General features: G+C 36.3%; 23 protein-coding genes. 20 read left to right on the top strand and 3 right to left on the bottom strand.

Going from position 1 to position 22,609, the window contains the following annotated elements:
* Positions 1-43: 43 nt before the first annotated feature.
* From IPI99_00960 to katG, 16 genes are all read left to right on the top strand, one after another.
* Positions 44-562 carry a hypothetical protein gene (locus IPI99_00960; GenBank protein ID MBK7339076.1) on the top strand — a complete coding sequence of 173 codons (519 nt, stop codon included), beginning with the start codon at positions 44-46 and terminating at the stop codon, positions 560-562.
* 86 nt (positions 563-648) lie between these two features.
* On the top strand, positions 649-1,182 hold the full coding sequence (locus tag IPI99_00955) for an IS30 family transposase (protein MBK7339075.1): 534 nt from the start codon (positions 649-651) through the stop codon (positions 1,180-1,182).
* The gene (locus tag IPI99_00950; protein MBK7339074.1) at positions 1,143-1,616 is read left to right on the top strand and encodes an IS30 family transposase; all 474 of its coding nucleotides are present in this window, start codon (positions 1,143-1,145) and stop codon (positions 1,614-1,616) included. The genes IPI99_00955 and IPI99_00950 overlap by 40 nt, the downstream gene beginning before the upstream one ends.
* Complete coding sequence (locus tag IPI99_00945) at positions 1,597-2,181, top strand: hypothetical protein (protein MBK7339073.1); 585 nt, start codon at positions 1,597-1,599, stop codon at positions 2,179-2,181. Before IPI99_00950 ends, IPI99_00945 begins: the two co-directional genes overlap by 20 nt.
* A 72-nt stretch (positions 2,182-2,253) precedes the next feature.
* Positions 2,254-2,769: a T9SS type A sorting domain-containing protein gene (locus IPI99_00940; protein MBK7339072.1), complete on the top strand. Its 516-nt coding sequence runs from the start codon at positions 2,254-2,256 to the stop codon at positions 2,767-2,769.
* 281 nt (positions 2,770-3,050) lie between these two features.
* Positions 3,051-3,590 carry an outer membrane beta-barrel protein gene (locus tag IPI99_00935; protein MBK7339071.1) on the top strand — a complete coding sequence of 180 codons (540 nt, stop codon included), beginning with the start codon at positions 3,051-3,053 and terminating at the stop codon, positions 3,588-3,590.
* Positions 3,591-3,713: 123 nt separating this feature from the next.
* On the top strand, positions 3,714-4,514 hold the full coding sequence (locus IPI99_00930; GenBank protein ID MBK7339070.1) for a hypothetical protein: 801 nt from the start codon (positions 3,714-3,716) through the stop codon (positions 4,512-4,514).
* Between the two features lie 1,402 nt (positions 4,515-5,916).
* Positions 5,917-6,252: an HNH endonuclease gene (locus IPI99_00925; protein MBK7339069.1), complete on the top strand. Its 336-nt coding sequence runs from the start codon at positions 5,917-5,919 to the stop codon at positions 6,250-6,252.
* Between the two features lie 273 nt (positions 6,253-6,525).
* Positions 6,526-6,780 carry a hypothetical protein gene (locus IPI99_00920; protein ID MBK7339068.1) on the top strand — a complete coding sequence of 85 codons (255 nt, stop codon included), beginning with the start codon at positions 6,526-6,528 and terminating at the stop codon, positions 6,778-6,780.
* 136 nt (positions 6,781-6,916) lie between these two features.
* Positions 6,917-7,924 (top strand): hypothetical protein, encoded by a 1,008-nt coding sequence (locus IPI99_00915; GenBank protein ID MBK7339067.1) that lies wholly within the window; start codon positions 6,917-6,919, stop codon positions 7,922-7,924.
* Between the two features lie 520 nt (positions 7,925-8,444).
* A complete protein-coding gene (locus IPI99_00910; GenBank protein MBK7339066.1) occupies positions 8,445-9,014 on the top strand; it encodes a DUF4256 domain-containing protein in 570 nt (189 codons plus the stop codon).
* 444 nt (positions 9,015-9,458) lie between these two features.
* Entirely contained in the window at positions 9,459-10,694 is a 1,236-nt protein-coding gene (locus IPI99_00905; protein MBK7339065.1) for a T9SS type A sorting domain-containing protein, read from the top strand.
* Between the two features lie 437 nt (positions 10,695-11,131).
* A complete protein-coding gene (locus IPI99_00900) occupies positions 11,132-11,503 on the top strand; it encodes a DoxX family protein (protein ID MBK7339064.1) in 372 nt (123 codons plus the stop codon).
* Positions 11,504-11,800: 297 nt separating this feature from the next.
* Positions 11,801-12,769, top strand: a complete 969-nt coding sequence (locus tag IPI99_00895; GenBank protein MBK7339063.1) for a D-2-hydroxyacid dehydrogenase family protein — start codon at positions 11,801-11,803, stop codon at positions 12,767-12,769.
* Between the two features lie 400 nt (positions 12,770-13,169).
* Entirely contained in the window at positions 13,170-13,586 is a 417-nt protein-coding gene (locus IPI99_00890; GenBank protein ID MBK7339062.1) for a transcriptional repressor, read from the top strand.
* An 8-nt stretch (positions 13,587-13,594) separates the two neighbouring features.
* Positions 13,595-15,769: a catalase/peroxidase HPI gene (gene katG / locus IPI99_00885; GenBank protein MBK7339061.1), complete on the top strand. Its 2,175-nt coding sequence runs from the start codon at positions 13,595-13,597 to the stop codon at positions 15,767-15,769.
* Between the two features lie 1,142 nt (positions 15,770-16,911).
* Here katG and IPI99_00880 read toward each other — a convergent pair.
* The gene (locus tag IPI99_00880) at positions 16,912-17,124 is read right to left on the bottom strand and encodes a hypothetical protein (GenBank protein ID MBK7339060.1); all 213 of its coding nucleotides are present in this window, start codon (positions 17,122-17,124) and stop codon (positions 16,912-16,914) included.
* Positions 17,125-17,628: 504 nt separating this feature from the next.
* On the opposite strand from IPI99_00880, the gene IPI99_00875 reads away from it, so the two are divergent.
* The 3 genes from IPI99_00875 to IPI99_00865 are packed head-to-tail and all read left to right on the top strand — an operon-like array spanning position 17,629 to position 21,364.
* Positions 17,629-18,900 (top strand): autotransporter outer membrane beta-barrel domain-containing protein, encoded by a 1,272-nt coding sequence (locus IPI99_00875; GenBank protein ID MBK7339059.1) that lies wholly within the window; start codon positions 17,629-17,631, stop codon positions 18,898-18,900.
* A 25-nt stretch (positions 18,901-18,925) separates the two neighbouring features.
* The gene (locus IPI99_00870) at positions 18,926-19,990 is read left to right on the top strand and encodes an imelysin (GenBank protein ID MBK7339058.1); all 1,065 of its coding nucleotides are present in this window, start codon (positions 18,926-18,928) and stop codon (positions 19,988-19,990) included.
* 6 nt (positions 19,991-19,996) lie between these two features.
* Positions 19,997-21,364 carry a c-type cytochrome gene (locus IPI99_00865; GenBank protein ID MBK7339057.1) on the top strand — a complete coding sequence of 456 codons (1,368 nt, stop codon included), beginning with the start codon at positions 19,997-19,999 and terminating at the stop codon, positions 21,362-21,364.
* 291 nt (positions 21,365-21,655) lie between these two features.
* Here IPI99_00865 and rpmF read toward each other — a convergent pair whose 3' ends face one another.
* On the bottom strand, positions 21,656-21,859 hold the full coding sequence (gene rpmF, locus IPI99_00860) for a 50S ribosomal protein L32 (protein MBK7339056.1): 204 nt from the start codon (positions 21,857-21,859) through the stop codon (positions 21,656-21,658).
* 11 nt (positions 21,860-21,870) lie between these two features.
* A complete protein-coding gene (locus IPI99_00855) occupies positions 21,871-22,389 on the bottom strand; it encodes a DUF177 domain-containing protein (protein ID MBK7339055.1) in 519 nt (172 codons plus the stop codon).
* Between the two features lie 95 nt (positions 22,390-22,484).
* Here IPI99_00855 and IPI99_00850 point away from each other — a divergent pair, with 95 nt between their 5' ends.
* Positions 22,485-22,568 (top strand): 30S ribosomal protein THX, encoded by an 84-nt coding sequence (locus tag IPI99_00850; protein MBK7339054.1) that lies wholly within the window; start codon positions 22,485-22,487, stop codon positions 22,566-22,568.
* Positions 22,569-22,609: the final 41 nt, after the last annotated feature.

The raw sequence follows: 22,609 nt of genomic DNA, 5'->3' as shown, positions 1-22,609 counted from the left end.
TTAAAAATTATACTTTGCCTTTTTTTTTCTATTATTATATTCAATGGCCTTTTCGCAAATTGAAATATTAAAAACTGTCCCAATATCAGGTGCTTCATTTTATCCAGGAATCAAAGATAACAAAAAGAACACTTACATAGGACTATTTGCCTCACGTGCCATTAATGACTCGGTTTATGTCGATAATAAATTTGTTGTTAAATCCAAAGGAAAAATACATCCTATTTATGGAAAGTCATCAGCTTATATTTTTCTGACTCTTGATTCTAATTATAATGCATCCAAAGTGCATCAGATCTATGGAATTAGGGATGTTAATGGATCAAGATTGCTTTTAGCGAGTGATTCTTGCATTTATTTTTCGATTCTTGCATATGACTCAGTTTATATTAATGAAGAATTAATTTTTCATGACACTAAACGAGGCTATTTTGTCCTCCTTAAATATAACATTAAAAGAGATACACTTTCTATAATAAAAGAAATACAATCTGAATATGGCTTAGGAGATGGAAATTTCAAGGAATTCAATAATAAATTATATACTAGATTCCATAAATAAGTGCGACAGTTAATAAAATATTCTTTTGGAGAAAGACCTATTCTAAAAATAGGTACTTTCCCCTCAAGATTTTTAACTGTACACAAATGTATAAACAAATCACCTACCCTCAAAGGGTATTAATTGAACAATTTAGAAGGCAAGGAATGAGCATTATTCAGATAGCTTTGGAATTAGGGTTTCATAGAAGCACAATATATCGGGAACTCGATAGAAACTCTTCACCTGGTTCATACAAGTTATATGGAAGCGCAAGAGCGCAGGATCGGAGTGAACAGAGAGCACAAGGAAAGGGAAGGAAGAATAAAATTACAAGCGATCTTAGATGCAAAGTGGATCAATTACTTAAAATCAAGTGGAGCCCAGAGCAAATCGAAGGTCGAGCGAATATTGATAAGTATGAAAGGGTTAGTAAAGAGTGCATATATCAATATGTATATGAAGATAAAAGGAAAGGAGGTGATCTATGGAGTAATTTAAGACATTCCCACAGAAGAAGGCGAAGACGCAAAAATACCTATAAACAAAGGGGAATTATCAAAAACAGAGTATGTATTGAAGATAGACCAAAGATTGTTGAATCTCAAAAAGGTATGGAGATTGGGAAGGAGATACTATAGTAGGAAAGAATCATAAGTCTCAAATTGCCAGTATGGTGGAAAGAAAATCCTTGTTTGTAAAGATTATTAAGCTGGAGTCCAAAGGAGCTAAATTCACAGCCAAAACAATCAGTTGCAAATTGAAAAAATATAAAAACTTATGCCATACAATTACATTAGACAATGGAAAAGAAAATGCAGATCATCAAACATTGGCTAAAGCATTGAATACTAAGATATACTTTGCTCATCCATATTCTGCTTATGAAAGAGGTTGCAATGAAAATATCAATGGTTTAATACGGCAATACTTGCCAAAAAAATCAGACTTTTCCATGCTCAAGCAAACTGACTTGGATCGAATTGAATCCCAAATAAATAATCGACCTAGAAAAAAATTAGGTTACAAAACACCAAATGAAGTATTTTTGAACCTTGTCGCACTTAAATGTTGAATTCAGCTATTATTCTTTTTATTTTCAAGGGAAAATTCAAATAGATGGATTAGAATTTACCGCAGGATTGGGACAAGCTGACAGAAATCTTTTAATATTAAATTTAAATAGATTAGATTACAAAGTAGAAAAGTCGTATTATTTTGAAGGAGACGATGAAAAAACCATACAAGACTTTTTATTTGATCAAAATGGAATATTGCACATTATAGGGACATTCTGGGGCTCATCTATAATATCGAATGGAGATACAATAAGAAATACTCAAACCAGAAGTTATGATGGATTTTATTTCAAAATTGATAGTAATAAAAATGTCTTAGCAAACAAAAGAATTGGTGGTCCAGATTGGCAGTTTCCAGATCAATTATTTTTAACTCAGGATGGGGTGAATATATTGGGCTATTATAATGCTGACTTTATAGAAGTCGATGGAGTGAAGTTATTAAATACCTCAAATTCTTATAATGTTTTTTCCTTGAGTATGGGCTCTGATTCTCGATTATTATCTCTAACTCAGTTGGACCAGAAGACATTCATACTACCTTATAATTTTGCGCAATAATTTCAGTCAGACTTAAGTTATTTATTAGCCGGATATTTTTTTGGCGAGCTAAATGTTGGCAATGGTCGGATATTGAAAAATCCAAATGACAAATATGATGCATTTATATTATTGATGGATGCCAATTGTGGTCCTATTGATGGGTACCAAATATCTGGAGTAGAGGGAGAGTCGGCTTCTATAATTAACAACGGTAATGGTTTATACACTATCTGGGGAAATTCTGAAAGTGACACAACTTATTTTGTAAATTTCGATCAGAAATATAGAGCAGGATTGGGTCAGTTTTTTATGGATATCAGGTTTAAATCATCTACGAGAGTAGAAGAACTTGAAGAAGGACTGAAGAATATTGAAATATATCCAAATCCTTCCAATGATTTTGTTACGATTAAATCTTTTGATTTAAATAAGTCAATGGAGATGGAAATTTTTGCCATTGATGGAAAGAACGTTTACCAAAAAGAGATAGATATTTCGACGGATGAAATTATATTCCGATGGCCATCAGAACTAAAAACAGGAATTTATTTCTATAAATTTAAATCCAAAAATGCAATGAAAATCATTAAGGTAATAAAACAATAATTCTATAGAAAATTCGCATAACAAATTATTTACAGAAATAGCCTCCATAAGCTTTAAGTGATGTGAATAAGTGGAAAGTAAAGATACATCTTAATTCTTGGCATTACGGATGGCAGCTACCTCGTCAATACTCCTCCGTCGGTAACAATAAAATGGAATTAAAACCGTTCTAAAATGAAATCAAAAATACAATAAAAAGAATTATTTTAATCTCTGTCCTATTAGCTTTTGGAATTACCGAATCAATGTTTGGGCAAATAAGTTTGAATTTTTCTTCGGGAATGAATTATTCAAATTGTAAGTTTGAAGAATTTGAAGGTATATCTCCAAAAGGTAGATTTGGATATTTCATTGGAATAGCTCCAAGTTATCAAATTAACAAAAAAATACAGCTTCAAGTTGATTTTCAATATAGCTTAAAAGGGTATGACACGGGAATCGACAATAATCCTATACCATCAAGGAATAGATACGGATATTTAGACATTATTCCGGAGGTCGAATTTGATTTACTGAGATATTTGGTGCTTGGTATTGGTCTGAATTATGGAATAAAAGTAAACGAGCAAGTCAAAATTAACAATGGCGATTGGTCAGATCCGATTGTTGAAAGTATAAGGTCAACTGACTTTGGATTGGTATGTAAATTAGAAACAAACTATAAGAACTTATTTGCTTTAGCGAGGTACAATATTGGATTGATTAATGTTTCAGAATTTGTATTTACCGATGATAATGGACAGGTCAATGATAATGCAAAACAATTTATTCGCAATCTGCAAATTGGAATTGGATATAAATTAAAATTTAAGAAAGTGTAAATACTGCCTCCAACATGGCTGGGCAGCCCATAGCCAACAAAAGCGGGTTACGTCAGGTATGCTGGCAGTTATGTGTAACCCTTAAAATCGACTGTGCGACTATTAAAAGTTAGTTTTGTAATAATGATTATCTGCCTGCTCACTGTTTTTACCCAGGTGGGCGGACTTGTATACTTACTTTCCATTTTGACACACAAACTGACTGACAAGTGGACAAGTAACAACTATCTAAAAGCGACCTATAGGTTTACTTCCTTTGTTGCACTTTATTGCTTGACGACTTTTTTGATAGTTCCCTTAATTGCAAATCCACTTGGACGTATTCAGCTTCCTTTGACGGAGACGAATCATCTGCAACCATTAAACATCTTGACTTGCTTACTCAATCGCAATTATGTAAGACCAGAGTTAAAGCAGGCAGTATTTGATGTTGCAAAACAAATGAACGACAAGTTCCCAGGGACGACTACAAACTACTTGGACGCTAACTTTCCTTTCATTGACAAGTTTCCTCTTATTCCTCACCTTAGCCACAATGACGGCAAAAAACTTGACTTTTCTTTTTGTTATCGTGACTACAAAACAGGCGAATCTACAAATGAATGTCCATCGTTTATTGGTTGCGGTATTTGCGAAGAGGCACTACCTGATGAAAAAAACACCGCTGATTTTTGTGTCGGCAAAGGATTTTTGCTGTATACTTTCATGACTAAAGTTATAGCGCAAGACAACAAACAGGACTTCACACTTGACATCGAAAAGACAAGAGAGTTAGTAAACCTTTTTTCGACACAGCCGGCCATTGGAAATATATTTATTGAGCCGCATTTAAAGACACGTCTAAACTTGACTTCGGACAAAATCAGGTTTCACGGTTGCCAAGCGGTTAGACATGACGACCATATTCACGTTCAACTCAAATGACAAACAGAAGGGCTACACATAACATACAAGGATTAAACGAAGCTCTGCTTCGATTTAATCCTGTGTTGAATGAATCTCGGGTAAGCCTGCTTTGAGGTCAATAATATGGGTAATAAATAATTTTATAATGGGATGTTGAGTGTGCTTAGAGGATATTCATGAGATCGATCAGTGATTTATCAAGCTTCACCTGGGATTGGAATTGAATACATGGTTTCATTTTTATATATTTAGTTGGTTTTTTGAAATAAGTGGTTATGTAGTTTTCAAGTATTATTTTATTTGTGCAATAGGATCTTAGCTCATATCACAGATACAAGTCGTTTATAGTGCATTGATCTGTAAAATTTGGAGATTCGCTATCGGTGGTGGTAATGAACTAAAGCTCAGTATTCGGATCATCTTGCCTGTCTTCCAACAAGGACATGAGTCCTGGTCGAAATGGTATCTCTCCACCCTGGAAAGACCTTATCTTAGCTCAAAATTGGCTTGTTTTTTGCCTGTGGGATAGCTTAATTTTTAAGCAAACCATTTGAGGTCTATAAAAATAGTGCCTTTATCACGACAAAAATTCGGTTATATGAAATTTTACCAGGTGTTTTATGTTTTTGGAAATAAAAAATATGGTATTTTCACGGTCTGCCGTTAGTAGTATACATATAGATACAGCGTAAAAATGAGAATAGAGGAAATTATATTTGACACAGAAGACAAAAATCTATTTCTAATAGACGACCTACAATTAAAAGCAGACGCAATTAGATATTCAATATTACCAAAATTAGAAATTATTAATAACGAAATTATTTCCCGAATTGCTGAAATGTATAACTATGATTTTTTTGAAAATTGTACAATAGGAAAATCACCACAATTTAGAACATCAAAAAGTCAAAGAACTAAACCGGTAAACATTGATTATGAACATTCAAGTATTTGGATTTATGGACAGAGAGCGAAGAACAAATGGAAAGGATTACAAAGGGTAGATAAAAAAGAAGCACAAATTACACCAACCTTAATTGGAATAGATTTAACTACAGCAGGTATAAATTCAGTTTTTTATTTCGGATATGTGAAAAGATTTACAAAAGAAACATATAGAAAATTTTATGATTTTTTAGATGCAGAAATAATAAATTTCCTATCAATCATTAATCGTTCAAATTGTAAATATCAAAGAGAATATTTTGAAATTTTAGACATACAAGAAACATTAAAACAAAAATTTAAGAATAATGATTTTGATATTCTTATAAGTTCAAAACCGTTTGATTATCCAATAACTTATGATAGTTTAAATGAAATTATTTTATCTAACTTAATGCTATTCCCGCTTTTAAAAGCATTTATAAATATCTCATTAGGAATTGAGCCAAACTTAAAAAGTGATATTGAAAAAATGGAACTAAGATTTCAGCTCTATTTCGAAAAATATTTTTTGGAAAAGGAAACAATCTTATCTGACATAACTGGAAGTGAATTACAATCATTAAGATCCAAAGCAGACAATAAAATAAAAGTACAAGCAGGCGTAAGATGGCAGGTTTTCAAACGAGACAATTGGAAGTGTGTAGCTTGTGGCAGAAATGCAGAAGATAATATCATTCTTCATATAGACCATATTTTACCTCGGTCAAAAGGTGGTAAGGATGAAATGAAAAATTATCAAACATTGTGTGAAACTTGTAATATTGGAAAAAGCAATAAAGATGAAACAGATTTACGAAGAAAGTAATGCCTACTGCTAACATACAAGGATTAAGCGAAGCTCTGCTGCGATTTAATCCTGTGTTGAATGAAGCTCGGGTAAGCCTACTTTGAGGTCAATGCTATGGGGAATAAATAATTTTGTGATGGGATGTTGAGTGTGCTTAGAGGATGTTCATGAGATCGATCAGTGATTTATCAAGCTTTAATGGGATTGAATTTGAATAAAAAGCTTACATTTTTATATAGCTAATTGGTTATTTGAAATAAATGGTCATGTAGTTTTCAAGAATTATTTTATTTGTGCAATAGGATCTTAGCTCGTTCACAGATACAAGTCGTTTATATTGCATTGATCTGTAAAATTTGGAGATTCGCTATCGGTGGTGGAAATGAACTAAAGCTCAGTATTCGGATCATCTTGCCTGTATTCCGACAAGGACATGAGTCCGGGTCGAAATGGTATCTCTCCAGCCTGGAAAGAACTTATCTTAGCTCAAAATTGGCTTGTTTTAAGCCTGTGGGAGAGTTTATTATTCAGCGAACTAGTCGGTGATCTATAATAATGTTGCCTTTTGGCCTTAAGAATCCGAGATATTATTCATTAAAAAGTGATTAATGTATTTGGAAATAGAATAATTGGTATTTTCACCCTTTGAAAATGTAGCAACTCTAAACATTTGACACTGCAAATGAAACTATTTACAAACAACAAAACATATAACCAGTTTCAGTTTGACAAAGAAGCAGACTTTGAGAGAGAAGTTGTTCTAAGTTCTAAACAGTTCTTTGGTACAAATTCAATATATATTGATTCAAAACGAAAAATTGAAACCAAAAGCTTAGGTAATTCAATTCCTGATGGCTTTTTATTCGACCTTTCAGACAAAGAAAACCCTGAATTTTACATTGTTGAAGTTGAGTTAGCCAAACACGACTTTTACAATCACATATTTCCACAAATTACAAAATTTTTCGGTTTTTATAAAAACCCTAAGAACCAGAATGACCTTGTTGAAAAAATCTTCTCCTTTATCACTAATGACGGCGATATTAAAAAGGAATTCAAAAAACATCTAGGGGAAAAAGAAATTTATAAATTCATAAAAGACACCATTGAACGGAGCCAAAATATTTTACTTGTAATTGATGGAGATAAGAAGGAGTTGCCAGAAATTATGGAAACATATTCTGACACTTGGGGTAAAATGGTAAAGTTAATTTTAATAAAAAAATTCTTTAATAACGGAGAATCAATTTACACAATGCATCCAGACTTTGAAAACATAGAATTTGCCAGCATCGAAAATGAAATTTCTGTTGACATGGAAGATGTTGAATATAATGAAAATTATCATCTTGACGGTGTCTCAGTTATCGTAAGACAAATCTATTTTGACATAAAAACCGATTTGATAAATGTAAATTCCAGCTTAGTTTTCAATTCCCAGAAACATTACATTTCAATACGCAAAAATAGGAACATTGCTTTTTTCATAACTGGCCGCAAGAAAATAAGATTGGTTGTAATGCAGTCAGATGTAGAGACAAAAAGGGAAATTACTCATCACCCTGTAAAGACATTGACAGCAGGAGTTCAAAAATTTTGGAATGGACCAAGCTGTGCAGTTATCATTGAAACAACCGAATATTTGGAAGAAGTAAAGACACTTTTAAGAAAGCTTGTTGCTAAAAGTTGACAGATATTAATTAACTGAACAGAAAACCCTACACATAACATACAAGGAATAAACGAAGCTCTGCTTCGATTTAATCCTGGGTTGAATGATGCTCGGGTAGGCCGGTTAGGAGGTCAATACTATGGGTAATAAATAATTTTGTGATGGGATGCTGAGTGCGCTTAGAGGATATTCATGAGATCGATCAGTGATTTATCAAGCTTCAATGGGCTTGGAATTGAATACTTGGTTTCATTTTTATATATTTAATTGGTTTTTTGAAATAAGTGGTTATGTAGTTTTCAAGTATTATTTTATTTGAGCAATAGGATCTTAGCTCATATCACAGATACAAGTCGTTTATAGTGCATTGATCTGTAAAATTTGGAGATTCGCTATCGGTGGTAGAGAGTTTGCAGAAATCTTTTAAAGATGTGTAAATAAAAACTTATTTTTGTAGGATTCAGAATAACGGGATTTATATCATACAATATTGTTCAAAATATTTCTATCAGAAAATTAGGTAAATAAAAAATGTTTTATGACAAAAGGTAATCGCAAAAAGCTAAATGATCAGGAAAGAGATGAGCTCCTGAAAACGCTAAAATCAAGATTTATAAAAAATAATTCCTGGCATAAAAACATAGACTGGGCAAAAGTAGAATCAAAGCTTAAGGCTAATCCTGAAAAGTTGGCCGTACTATATGGAATGGAAGAGACTGGTGGCGAGCCTGACGTCGTCGGATACAACAGTACCAAAGATGAATATATTTTTATGGACTGTTCAGCTGAAAGCCCTAAAGGGAGAAGGAGCTTTTGTTATGACTCTGAGGCTCTGGATTCTCGGAAGGAACACAAGCCGGAAAATAGCGCTATAAGTATGGCAAAAGAAATAGGTGTAGATATTTTGACTGAGACACAGTACCGTGCACTTCAAAAATTGGCTCCTTTCGACACCAAAACATCGAGTTGGATTGAAACACCTGCCGGTATTCGAAAACTGGGTGGAGCTATATTTGGAGACTATAGATATGGTACGGTCTTTATCTATCATAATGGGGCTGAATCTTATTATGCCGCGCGGGGATTTAGAGGAGCATTAAATGTGTAGTTTGGATTTCATGCATAAGTTTTTTAGATTTTTGGATACTGTTTGATCTCCCGTAAGCTTATTCTGCTGAGCTGGTTTGAGCAGGGTACCCATCTCCTCTTTGCAATCGTCCATTTCATCAAAATGACGGCTTCAATGGTACAGAGTTCTTCATTTTTAGAAAATTCGTTACTCACCAGTGATAAAAAAAATATAAAATACTTTTTTATTTCACTAAAAGAACCTAATATTGTTGTAAATACTTACTATGATTCGCATGGATATCGCTTTATGGGTCACTGGAGAGAATTTCAAAGAGCATTCTGTGGCTCCTTATTTCAACCTATATAAATCAGGCTATATAATAATTCTGGTTTGGATTGAAATATTTAGACTGATTGGGCTAATAATTGTTAATAGTATCGCAGTCTTTTTTGAATTAAATTAATACATAAATTTATTATTATGAACAAGCTATTTTACACATTTGTCATTTGTCATTTAACATTGATCGCTGTTTCTCAATGCAGAGTTGATTCTACTTTGTTCTTTAAGTATGATTTAGGATCGACAACAAAGGAACCTCTGAACCTCACAGTTTACAGTTATAACCTGGATAATTCAATAGGACATGAGATATTATTTCACTGGGATAAGACACACTCAGTTTGGAATAGTACAAACCAGACTGAATATGCATACAATGGTGAAGGTATGCTGACCGAAGAATTGACTCAAGAATGGAATGTTGCGTCTAACTCCTGGAAAAATTCATTTAAGTTTAATTATCATTATAATTCGAATGGTGAACTAATCAATTCATTTTATAATGAATGGGATAGTGCCACTTCGTCATGGAAAAATTCATTTTTGCGAAGTTACTATTATAATTCTAAAGGTGATCAAACTCAGTATCTATTTCAAAATTGGAATGAAAGTACTTCATCTTGGATGAACTCTTCCAAGTATGAATATACTTATAACGTCGAAGGTAAGATTCTGTCAGAATTATTTCAAAAATGGAATGCATCCTCTTCACTTTGGATTAATGGAAATAAAACGGATTATTTTTACAACTCAAATAGTATAGTAACGCAAGAAGTAATGCAAATTTGGGATACTTCCTCTGTGGCTTGGTTGAATTCTGTAAAAGAAATATTTACATACCGTTTGGATGGAAATTTATCTTTTGTAAATCATGACCTGTGGAGCAGAAACAATATGGATTGGGTCAAATTTAGATTGGAGAGTTTTACTTATGATGGGAATAATGATAAAGTTGGAAGATTAAATCAAGCTTGGGATGATTTAGATTCCGCATGGGTCAACGACTTAAAAGATACTTGGGAGTACAATGCCAATCGGGATTTAGTCGCTAATGATTTTTATTATTTCTGGGATGAATCAAGTATGCGTTATAATTTTCATTATCGTGAAGAGTACATATGTGCTCAAATGACACAGACCAAGGATCCAAACAAGGACAAGGCTTATTTTATCTTCCCGAATCCTGTATCTAATAATACAGTTACAGTACATTCCGAATCCGGCGATGAGTTCCGTCTTTTGGACATTTCGGGCAATACGGTTTTTCGGTCAATTTTGGATAAAGGTGCCAATCAAGTTAAGTTAGGCTCACTAACGAGCGGAATTTATATTGCCAAGGTAGGAAAGAAGATCCAAAAATTGTGGGTAAAATAGTCCTAAGCTTTGATCTTTAGGGAGTTTGGATGTAGGGCTGGCAGGTGTGAATTTGTTCGGTTAATCGGGGTATTGGGTAGGTTTGGTTTTCTATTATCTCTACTTGGCGTATTAGTTTTTGCATTGAATAGAGAATCTCTATGAAGTAGTTTCTAGAGGCATTTGTATTACTCTACTCGAGCAATTTCCAATGTCCTGGAAGACGATATATACAACTAACCGTACTCAGTAGGAATTCTCTTTTTCCGGATAAGGAAATTAGTTGGACTGATATCTTGGAAAATATTATGTTTGTCTTTTCAAATCGACTTGATGCTGTTGATAGCTGGCGATATTTGTTCTCTGTTATCATATAGGATTAGTAATTTTAGTATTGATTTTTGAATGGAAGAACCGACAACCATATATATATACTTATATCATCATATCGTTAATTTATGAAAAAGGAAAAGATTATTTTTTGGATTGCTACAATCTTGATTGCTTTGTTTGAAGGATTGATGCCACTTTTGACTTTTCAAACGGAGATGGCTAAGGAGGGAATTAGGCACCTCGGTTACCCGGCTTACTTTGGCAATGCTCTGGTAATTTTCAAAGTTTTAGGCTCAATTGTCTTGATCGTACCCCAGATCCCAAGAAGAATTAAAGAATGGGCTTATGCCGGTTTTGCTTTTGATTTTGTGTTTGCTTCTATAAGTCATGCTGCGGTGGATGGTTTAGGGTTTCAGGCATTTTTCCCTTTTATTGTATTGGGAGTCCTGGCGATATCTTATATATATTTCCACAAGATAAATTCATCTCGAGTATAATTATTGTGTTTTTTTAGTGAGGTCTGCTCATCAAACATTTGCTAAAAACTCATGATTTATATTCAAACTCATGCAGAGTTAGAGCGAATCTTTGAAAATGCTTAGAGTGGAAAACTTATCCATGATGTATGGAATAATAGCAGCATATTGATTTTCTAGTCAAGAGCTTTAATTTTTTTGGGATTGTTTGGGGCTTATTTAGTTAGGATGATTTTTTCGCTACTTTACCATTGTGAATTGTGAGTCCTTATTGAATTCTGAGGGGTCCATTTTACAGGGAAATTTTAGATTATAATGTTGAAAGTTTGTATTTTAGATGATTATCAGGATGTTATCCGGCATCTCAAATGTTTTCAATTATTAGATGGCTATGATATTGTTCTGAGTCATCGCGCGGAAAGAAATCCGCAGGAACTGGCTAAAATTATTGGCGATGCCGAAGTCCTGGTGCTGACCCGTGAGCGAACGGTGATCAATGAGGAGTTGCTTCGGTTGTTGCCTCATTTGAAATTGATCAGCCAAACGGGAAAAATTGCTCCACACCTGGATCTAAATGCGTGTACAGAGCGCGGTATTTGTGTTGCTGAGGGCATTGGCTCTCCAATTGCCCCGGCCGAGCTATGCTGGGCTCTCATCATGAACTCAGTCAGAAAATTGCCCGAGGCGATGATCGCTATGAAGCAAGGAAAGTGGCAGATCAATATCGGCCAATCCATTTATGGGAAGACAATTGGAATTTGGGGATATGGTAAAATTGGACAGAGGATTGCGCGATATTCCAAAGCATTTGGAGCGGAAGTTTTGGTTTGGGGTAGTGAAAGTTCAAGGCAGAAGGCTCTCGAACAGGGATTTACCGCTGCGGCTTCCAAAGAGGATTTTTTCCGTAATGCGGATGTGGTAACACTTCACTTGAGACTCCTCCCACAAACATTTGGATTGGTAAAAACCGAAGATTTGATGATGATGAAAGATGGCGCTTTTTTTATAAATACTGCAAGAGCAGAACTTGTCGAGAAAAATGGCCTGGAAAATGTTCTGAAGAGTGGAAAAAATATTTTTGTAGCCCTGGATGTATTTGAAAATGAACCGATATACGATCCGGATTTTCCGCTTTTAAAATATAATCAGGTAATTTGTACGCCCCATCTGGGTTATGTCGAGTGGAACAGCTATGAGTTGTATTTTTCTAAAGCATTTGAGAATATTATTCGCTTTGATAACGGAACCCTTGTTGAATTTGCAAATCCGGAAGTATTGAAGAAATAAATTTTAACTTTCAATGAATTACCATTCTAAGGTTCTTGTGCAGAATTTGTCTGGATAAAACCTTACACTTAATAATTTTGGAGGATGGTGCACTGTTTTACAGGTACAAAAATAACCGGATGAGTTTGAGTTGAAGATGATGCATATTTAAAGTACGAGCAATGGAATGGGAAAGTTCGACTGTGGCATATAAAATTGAAATTTTCAATGTAGCTGACTTGATGACCGGTGCTGTGATGTAGAGATCAATATTTGGGTTGATTTGATGGAAATTTTCTTATTTTATCTATAAAATTTGGGCATTATTCATCTGGTTTTGGTTTTTTGCTTGTCATGTACAACAAGGTAGGGTCTGTTGCGTTATTCTTATATAATAATGATTCTTATTTAGAACTGAATCATGGTAAGCAAGTCTGAGATAATCGAAAAATTGAAGGGGAAGCAACTCAAGGTTACTCCTCAACGTGTGGCGATATTGGAGGCTTGTTACCAGCTCAATAATCACCCTGGTGCAGAGAATATCATCCATTTTATCAAGGACCACCACCCGCATATCTCGGTTGGAACGGTATACAAGGTTTTGGATTCATTGGTAGAGAATAAGCTTTTGAAGCGCGTAAAAACCGAAAATGGTATCATGCGCTACGATGCTGTACTCAGCAGTCACCATCATTTATATTGTGAGGAGACAGATCGGATAGAAGATTATGTAGATGTTGAGCTCGACAGTATATTAAATAATTATTTCAGAGGGAAAAAAATGAAAAATTTTAAAATTAAAGATATCAAACTTCAAATCACAGGAAAATTTAAATAGTAGGAAAAATGGAAAACAAAAATTCGGGCAAATGCCCATTTCATCAGGGAGCGAATACAGGTATGAAAAATTCGGTCACAGAGTGGTGGCCCAATTCGCTCAACCTTGATATTTTACACCAGCAGGATACCAAGACCAATCCTTATCAATCGGATTTCAGCTATAGGCAAGAATTCAAAAAGCTTGACCTTGAAGCTGTAAAAAGTGATCTGAAAAAATTGATGACAGATAGTCAGTCCTGGTGGCCTGCGGACTGGGGACATTATGGAGGTCTAATGATAAGGATGGCCTGGCACAGTGCAGGGACCTATAGAGTGGCAGATGGCCGTGGAGGAGCTAATACAGGCAATCAGCGGTTTGCACCATTAAATAGCTGGCCTGATAATGGTAATCTGGATAAAGCACGCAGAATTCTGTGGCCGATCAAAAAAAAGTACGGAAACAAACTTTCATGGGCTGACTTAATGATCCTCGCTGGAAATATGGCCTACGAATCGATGGGATTTAAGACGTTCGGTTTTGGTGGAGGTCGTGAGGATATATGGCATCCTGAAAAGGACATTTATTGGGGTGCAGAGAAAAAATGGTTGGATAAGACTCGTTATGCTGATAATTCCAATGAAGAGACTTTGGAAAACCCATTAGCAGCTGTTCAGATGGGATTGATCTATGTTAATCCGGAAGGTGTAGATGGAAAGCCGGATCCACTCAAAACAGCACAGGCAATGCGTACTACATTCAAGCGTATGGCAATGAATGACGAGGAGACAGCAGCTTTGACTGCAGGCGGGCATACCGTAGGTAAAGCTCATGGAAATGGAAACGCAGCAGTTTTGGGATCTGATCCCGAAGGAGCAGATTTGGAAACGCAAGGATTTGGCTGGATCAATCCTCAAGGCAAGGGCAATGCTGAAAACACTGTGACCAGTGGATTGGAAGGAGCATGGACTACAACACCGGATCGATGGAATCATACTTATTTTCATTTGCTTTTGAATCATGACTGGGAAAATAAAAAGAGTCCTGCCGGAGCATCTCAGTGGGAACCAATCAATATGAAGGAAGAAGACAAACCTCTGGATGCACATATTCCCAATGTGCGTAGAAACCCTATCATGACAGATGCGGATATGGCCTTGAAAATGGATCCGGAATACAGAAAAATTTCAGAGCGTTTTTACAAAGAACCAAAGTATTTTGAAGAAGTATTCGCTAGAGCTTGGTTTAAACTGACACATAGAGATTTAGGTCCTAAAAGCAGATATCTGGGAGCGGATATTCCTACGGAAGATCTGATTTGGCAAGACCCAATTCCAGCAAATTCAAATGCTCTGTCCAATTCAGATATAGAAGAGCTAAAATCAAAACTACTCAGTTGTGGACTTTCAGCCAGCGAGCTGATCTGCACCGCATGGGATAGTGCCCGAACATATCGTGGTTCAGATTACAGAGGGGGTGCCAATGGGGCCAGAATCAGGCTTGCACCACAAAAAGATTGGGAAGGCAATGAGCCTCAAAGACTGGCAAAAGTATTGGCAAAATTGGAAGAAATTCAATCAGGCTTCCATAAAAAAGTAAGCATTGCAGATTTGATCGTATTGGGAGGAAGTGCAGCCATTGAAAAGGCTGCAGAAGCTTCAGGGATAACTGTGAAAGTGCCGTTTATTCCAGGCAGAGGTGACGCAAGTCAGGAAATGACCGACATCGAATCTTTTGATGCATTGGAGCCTTTGCATGACGGGTATAGAAATTGGCTGAAAAAAGATTATGTGCCGAAACCTGAGGAATTACTGCTCGACAGAACGCAGCTGATGGGACTTACCGCACCTGAGATGACAGTGTTGATCGGCGGTATGCGTGTTTTGGGGACGAATCATGGAGGAACGAATCATGGTGTTTTCACAGAACGAGTAGGCATGCTTACGAATGATTTTTTTGTGAATATAACAGATATGAATTATATGTGGAAGCCTATATCAAGCAATTTATACAATATCGTGGACAGAAAAACCGGCATCACAAAGTGGACTGCGACAAGAGTGGACTTGGTATTTGGATCCAACTCGATCCTGAGATCTTACTCTGAAGTATATGCACAGGATGACAACAAAGAAAAGTTTGTAAGAGATTTTGTTGCAGCATGGGTGAAAATCATGGATGCTGATCGGTACGATTTGATGTAAAATAATATTTAGAACAGCTGCTGGTACAGTCTTGAATAATTGTGGATTGAGCTCATCAGCTGAGAATAAATCAGGTGCATCGGCAGAATTTCCGGTGCACTTTTTTTTTAAAAAACTTATTTTATTGAATCTGGGCGGATAGTTTGATTTTTTGAACCTGATCCGTACGATTTATAGAATATCAGGGATCTCAAGTCATAAAATCCCTGACTGTTCATCCTTAATACAACATGTAGTCAAACTATCTTACTTCAAAGCAATATGACGCTCGATTGTAAAATTTTGTAATTGAATCTGAAAGTACGCTATAATTTGGATCAATGAATCTATATTTCCTCATCAACTCTATACTATTATCCGGAGATAATAAATTAAAAAGTATTTCTCTACCAGGACGACAATTAAACATACTATTTCTCTGTAAACTACAATTTCTACTGTAACCACTTTCAATATAAAGCCATAAGTTAGCTTTTCGATTTAACTTAAATTTGACTTCCAAAAAAAATACTGTCTCTATCTATAGAATATTCACCATTTAAGTAGGAAGAGTTTTCTGGACGAGAAAATGAATTTAGGTCAAATTTTACGCTATCATCGACGATCAGCTGTGCATAATGGGCAAATTGAGTTCCCCTATAAGGGATATTTGCACTATCTACAGCACTAAGTTCAATTATTGGTGAAAATCTATAATCGCTTGCATCATAAAATTACCCAGTTTTTTGATCATACAATAACTTATGGAACTTTGAAGAGATGGTAATCGTATCGCCGATATTATAATAGGGTTTGTAAGGATTGATTGACACAGGTAATTTAATATCTCCAGGACAATTTGATCCAGAATCTATGCATGAGTATAATGAGAAAAAAAGGCAAAGCAATTTATTAATTTCAAGTACATAATATCAATATGAATTGAATAAATTTTCTAAATCTTGAACTAAGCTTGGATTGTTGCTACTAAATGTTGATTTGAATTTTGTATAAAAATTGTTAGGGGATTTGGTACTTTATCCTAGTAAATTGAATATCTGACTGCTGTCAAATCCCTGTACATTGTCATTGACAGGAAAGCCACCAAAACAGCAATAGCCTCCTTTGTATTGTATCCCGAATGGCTCAGCATCTTTGAGATCTTATAAGACACCACAAGGCATATGTCCATTTTCATGATTTCGTATTTTATCTAAATAGTAAAACAATGGTAAAAAATGTATTGCAGAATAGTGTTTTTCGGCAAAGAACCAACCTACACGATAAGCCCAAGCTTTTGATATATCGACTATGCCTCCCGACTGGTGGTATGGATTTCCGCCATGAAACAAGATGCCGTTTTTCTCAGTTTGCACCAAATCTATCCAAAACTGGGCCCCGCCTTGATGAAGTGAGATGCATGAGCCGTCTCGTGATAGGTAAGCGCCTTTATCGATCCGAATTTATAGAATTGGCTTCCAATGAAATTATAAGTTTAGATGCCTCAGCGCCATAGTAAAAATGATCAATTGAAATCCTAAATATTTTTCTATATAAAATGCCTCATCTAATTTACACAAACAACATTGATTGATAGAATTATTCAAGATATTCCATCAACAAATATAGAGTAATCGATCTAAAAACAAAATTTAAATCGGAATACATTGCAATTTGTAGTGGCTAGTATCTGTAAATTCTATTTATTCTATTAGTATTTCTGGTCGCATCATTTAATTCAACTCAATGGTCGATATAATACCCAGACTTACTAATTTAGTTTAATAGTCCTCATCAGAGAAATGAAATTATTCATCATTTGACAAAATTTATTTGCTGTATATAAACTTAAAGCATACACTGGTTATTAATTATTCTTGATGAAGCATATTGTACTATTTCCGCTATTGATTTGTCTGCCTTTATGGATGTTTGCACAAACAGACCCAGCAGATTTTGGCTCAATCTCTAAAAAATTGGAACGAGTTTCGTTTTCCGGATATGGTGCCATGAATTACTATAATTTCAATTGGCAGACAGACTCTATAAAGAGGAATGCTATTGATAATGAACGTTTTATACTTGATTTTGCTTATCGTTGGACGGATCGAATCAAACTCAATACTGAGTTGGAATTCGAACATGGGGGGACTGGGGTCAGTGTGGAATTTGACCGATTCGAAGAATTCGGAGAGTTTGAGTACGAAGTGAGCAAGGGAGGTGAGGTCTTGATTGAACAAATGAATGTAGAGTTTGGATTGAAAAAGGACATTCAGCTTCAAATAGGAAGAGTGAAGATGCCTTTTGCAATGATGTTTGAGAAAGATGAGCCTACAGATTACCTTACCGCTGTTATTTCTGAAACTGAAATTCAAATACTCCCTGAAAACTGGACCGAAAACGGTTTATTGTTGTACGGCAAATTTGGAAAGAAAAGAAATTGGCAATGGCAGCTCTCTTTGGTTAATGGTTTGGACAACAGTAATTTTAATTCGAATAACTGGATCAAACGTGGCAATCAGAGACGATTCGAAATGGTGAATGCTGAAAATTTTGCCTTATGTGGAAGATTGGATTATAGAAAAAGCAAAGTTTTCTTGATTGGCATTTCTGCTTATGGCAGCAATTCATCATCAGCCAACAGGCCTAAACCGGACCTAAACATTCAGACTCCGATCGGAATGGCTGAGCTACATGTTCAGTATAATCATGAGCCTATTCAGCTGAGTGCGATGGCTTTTTATGGAGAACTGGGAAATTCAGAAGCATTGTCAAATCAAAATCGCAATCTTTCAAATAATCTGAATGTCAAACGAACTCCGGTAGGTGCTGCTGCTATTGGAGGATTTTTTGAGGCAGGTCTTTCCATTTTTGGCGAAAAAGGTTTGCTTCTGACGGAAATGAAAAGAGACTTTTTACTATTTGGACGATTTGATTATTACGATACGCAGTTCAAAACTCAGGGATTAATTTTCAATAATCCTCGTTGGGAACGACAATCCTGGACTGTGGGTATGGTGTGCAAATGGATAGACGAAGTTCATTTTAAGGCTCAGTATTCTGATAGAGTTGTAGGTGCTCCGGCACCAACCAGTGTGCAAGGAGGCAGACACGAACGAACATTTATTGCCGGTTTTGCGTTTGAATTTTAATTATAAAAATTTAACCTAGAATGTAATGATTAGAACCAAGATTAACCAATTGATATATTGCTTGACGATAAGTATTTTATTGTTTGCTACCTGTAGGAAAGAAGAAAATATTACAACAGATTACAGCAAGATCTTGCTGAATTTAGCTAATGATGTGATACTTGTCACCTATGCTGAACTGGACACAAAAACCCAGGATCTGGTTACTGCCCTGACAAATTTAGAAACTCACCCTTCTGAAACAAATTTGGAACTTGCAAGACAAGCTTGGCGTGATGCTCGCGTTCCCTGGGAGCAGTCAGAAGGATTTTTATTTGGACCAGTTGACCAACAAGGTATAGATTCTGCTATTGACAGTTGGCCTGTCAACCAACCGGATCTGGATGCGGTGTTGGCAAGCCCGGAAGTGCTCTCAAAAGCCTATATTGATGGATTGGATGGGACACTGAAAGGCTTCCACACCATCGAGTACCTCATTTTTGGAGTTGGCGGTTCAAAAAGCTTTAACAGTTTTACTTCGCGCGAATTCGAGTATCTGCGAGCTTGTGCACAGAGTCTTGAGGGTGCTACACAACAATTGTATTATGCCTGGAAGCCGGATCAGCACAATTTTCTAGCAAATGTAATCAATGCTGGAAAAACAGGTTATACCAGCGTTTATCCTTCCCAGAAGGCAGCGTTGGAAGAGATAGTGAATGGTTTGGTTGTGATTGCCGATGAGGTAGCTAACGGCAAGATCAATGACCCACTGAGCCAGCAAAACGTTAATTTGGAAGAAAGCAGATTCAGTTCTAACTCTAAGCAGGATTTTGCCGATAATATCAGAAGCATTCAGAATGCATACACAGGAGTTTACAAAGGAAGTACAGGCTTAGGGATTTCGAATGTCATTTCATCGTCCAATAGCCTTGCTGACAAGAAAGTAAAACAGGACATTGAAGATGCTATTATAGCAATTGAGTCCATCCCGGGCTCATTCACCTCAGCGATTTTCAATGCTAAATCAAGCGTTGAAAATGCCCAACAAAAAGTTCGAAATTTGCAGCAGACCCTGGAAGAACAAATATTGCCAATCATTTCAAATCTTTAAAAGATGATGCGTTTGAATGTTGTCTTGTTTGCATTAGTTTGTGCCTTCTTTGGATGCAAGAATGAGGTAACGGTACTTGAGGAAGTGGAGGACTTAAAATTAGGAGGGGAAACTTCAATTACCGGTACATTTATCAAAATTTTCGAACAGCCTGCTCCAAATTTGAGTTCTACAGAACTGGATTTTCATCGCGATGCAGACAAAGCGTTCGGCGATATATTCGTGACAGCACCCAATTTCATCAATGGTGGTCTGGGACCTGTGTTTAACCAAAATTCCTGTGAAAGTTGTCACCTCTCTAATGGCCGATCACCTTTCCCTATTGATGCCAATGACTTAAGAGGACTGTTGATAAGGATTAGCGTCCCGGGAGCTGAACCTACTGGAGAACCATTGGGGATACCAAATTTTGGGGGGCAGCTTCAAACCAAAGCCTTATTTGGCAAAAAGGCTGAAGCCAAATTAGAGTGGCAACATTATTCCGCTACTTTGCAGTATGTTGATGGCGACCAGATCACTTTGACAAAACCGAATTTTAGCCTTGTCAATCCGTATTTACCTTTACCGGACCATTATCTTATGTCTCCGAGAATAGCGCCTCCTGTGATAGGATTGGGGCTGATCGAAGCCATTTCAGAATCCGATATATTGACTCTGGCAGATCCAGATGATTCTGATGCAGACGGAATCTCAGGAAAAGCGAATTGGGTATGGGACCACCACACCAATGGCAGGTCTCTGGGAAGATTTGGGTGGAAAGCAGGACAACCGAGTTTATTGCAACAAACAGCGGGAGCATACAATCAGGATATGGGTATTACCAATCCCAGGTTTCCAATAGAAAATTGCTTCGGACAAAGTCAAATGGACAACATAATGGATGACCCTGAGATAGACGAGAACACATTGAAAGCAGCAACTTTTTATACTCAATCACTTGCGATTCCACAAAGGAGAAATACTACTGATCCACAGGTGAGGAAAGGAAAGAAGTTGTTTTATGACCTGAACTGTACAGCTTGCCACCAACCTAAATTTGTGACAGGAACACATGCAGAGTATAGTTTTCTTTCTAATCAAAAAATCTTCCCATACTCAGATTTGCTATTGCATGATATGGGTGATGGGCTTGCCGACAACCGTTCGGAATTTGACGCCAACGGAAACGAGTGGCGCACTCCACCACTTTGGGGCTTGGGATTGACTAAAATTGTAGGAGGTCCAAATGCAAATTACCTCCATGATGGCAGGGCAAAAACCCTTGAAGAGGCTATCATGTGGCACGGTGGCGAATCTGAGACCAGTAAAGAAAATTTCAGAAAGCTGAGTAAAACAGACAGGCTTGCTTTGGTCAAGTTTTTGGAGAGCTTGTAAGCTTGTAAATTCAATTAGAATTTTGTGCTTTTATTTATTCGCCCGATAGCTGCATTTTAACCTATTGACATAGGAAAAGATCCTTGCCAAAGGCGTGAAGATTCTATTTAAGTTCTTGCAAACACCAGAATCCCAAATACATCATCTCGCTCAAATACGGATATGTGGAATAGCATTTCCAAGTCAATACTTCACGATTAATCTCGAAAGAAATCCAATGGATTGAAATAACAGATCATACCATCGACAGAGAAGTCGATGCATTTTGCAGATCGAACGTTAGATTCTTTATCAGGATTCAGCTGCTGTAGATTCTGCTGCAGGAATCACAACTTGGCCTTTGTAGTACATGCTGCCTTCATGCCAATATGCATGATGATACATGTGTACTGCTCCTGTAGTCTTACATGTAGAGATCTGTGGCGCTTCTGCTTTATAATGCGTTCTGCGCTTTCTTTTTCTGGTTTTGGAATGTCTCCACTTCGGATTAGGCATTGCAAAAAAATTTAATCTGTTTCTTTCAGTTTTTTCAATTCGTCCCAAATTGGATTTTCACTGACCTCATTCAAGCTGTCCAACCTCTGTAGCACTAGCTCGTCGCACGGTTTTGGTTGCATCTCCTGACAGCCTTCCAACGCATTTGATAAAGGTAGAGAAAGGACAACGAAGTCATAAATCAATGGCGCTAACTGGAGCTCGTTTGCTTCCGGATGAATGTAGATGAGGTCCGGATCATCGCTCTCTTCATCACCATTTTTGAGAATAACCTTGTATAGACTTTTGATCGGTAGATGAATGGTGGATAGACACCTGTCACAAACCTCCTGAAGTGAACCGGCTAAATCAATAGACAATTCGCTCAAGTCCGGACGCTTGTTGAGCTCTAACGCTACCTCCATCTTCAACTTGTCTCCCAATTCTGATTCAAAATGCCTGAAAAAACTTCCATCCAGTTCAAATTCAAACTGATGCAGTCCATCTTTCATTCCTCTCAAGGGGATACAATAAGCCTTCAGTGAATCCATTTGAAGAACGTTTTCCAAATTTGGATTGCAAAGATACACTTAGTTTTTTATTTGTTGATTAAAAAAGACTACTTTTGCCCTATAAATCAAAAAAAATGGGAAAAGGAGATAAGAGAAGTGCTAAAGGCAAAAGAAATATCAAGTCTTACGGTAACTCTCGTCCTAAGAAAAAGTCCTGATTTCAGGTTCAAAAGTGCTATCAGCCTTCATAAAAAGCTGA

This window comes from Saprospiraceae bacterium, assembly GCA_016710235.1.
Lineage (GTDB): Bacteria > Bacteroidota > Bacteroidia > Chitinophagales > Saprospiraceae > Vicinibacter.
This window is presented reverse-complemented; position numbering and strand designations above follow the sequence as displayed.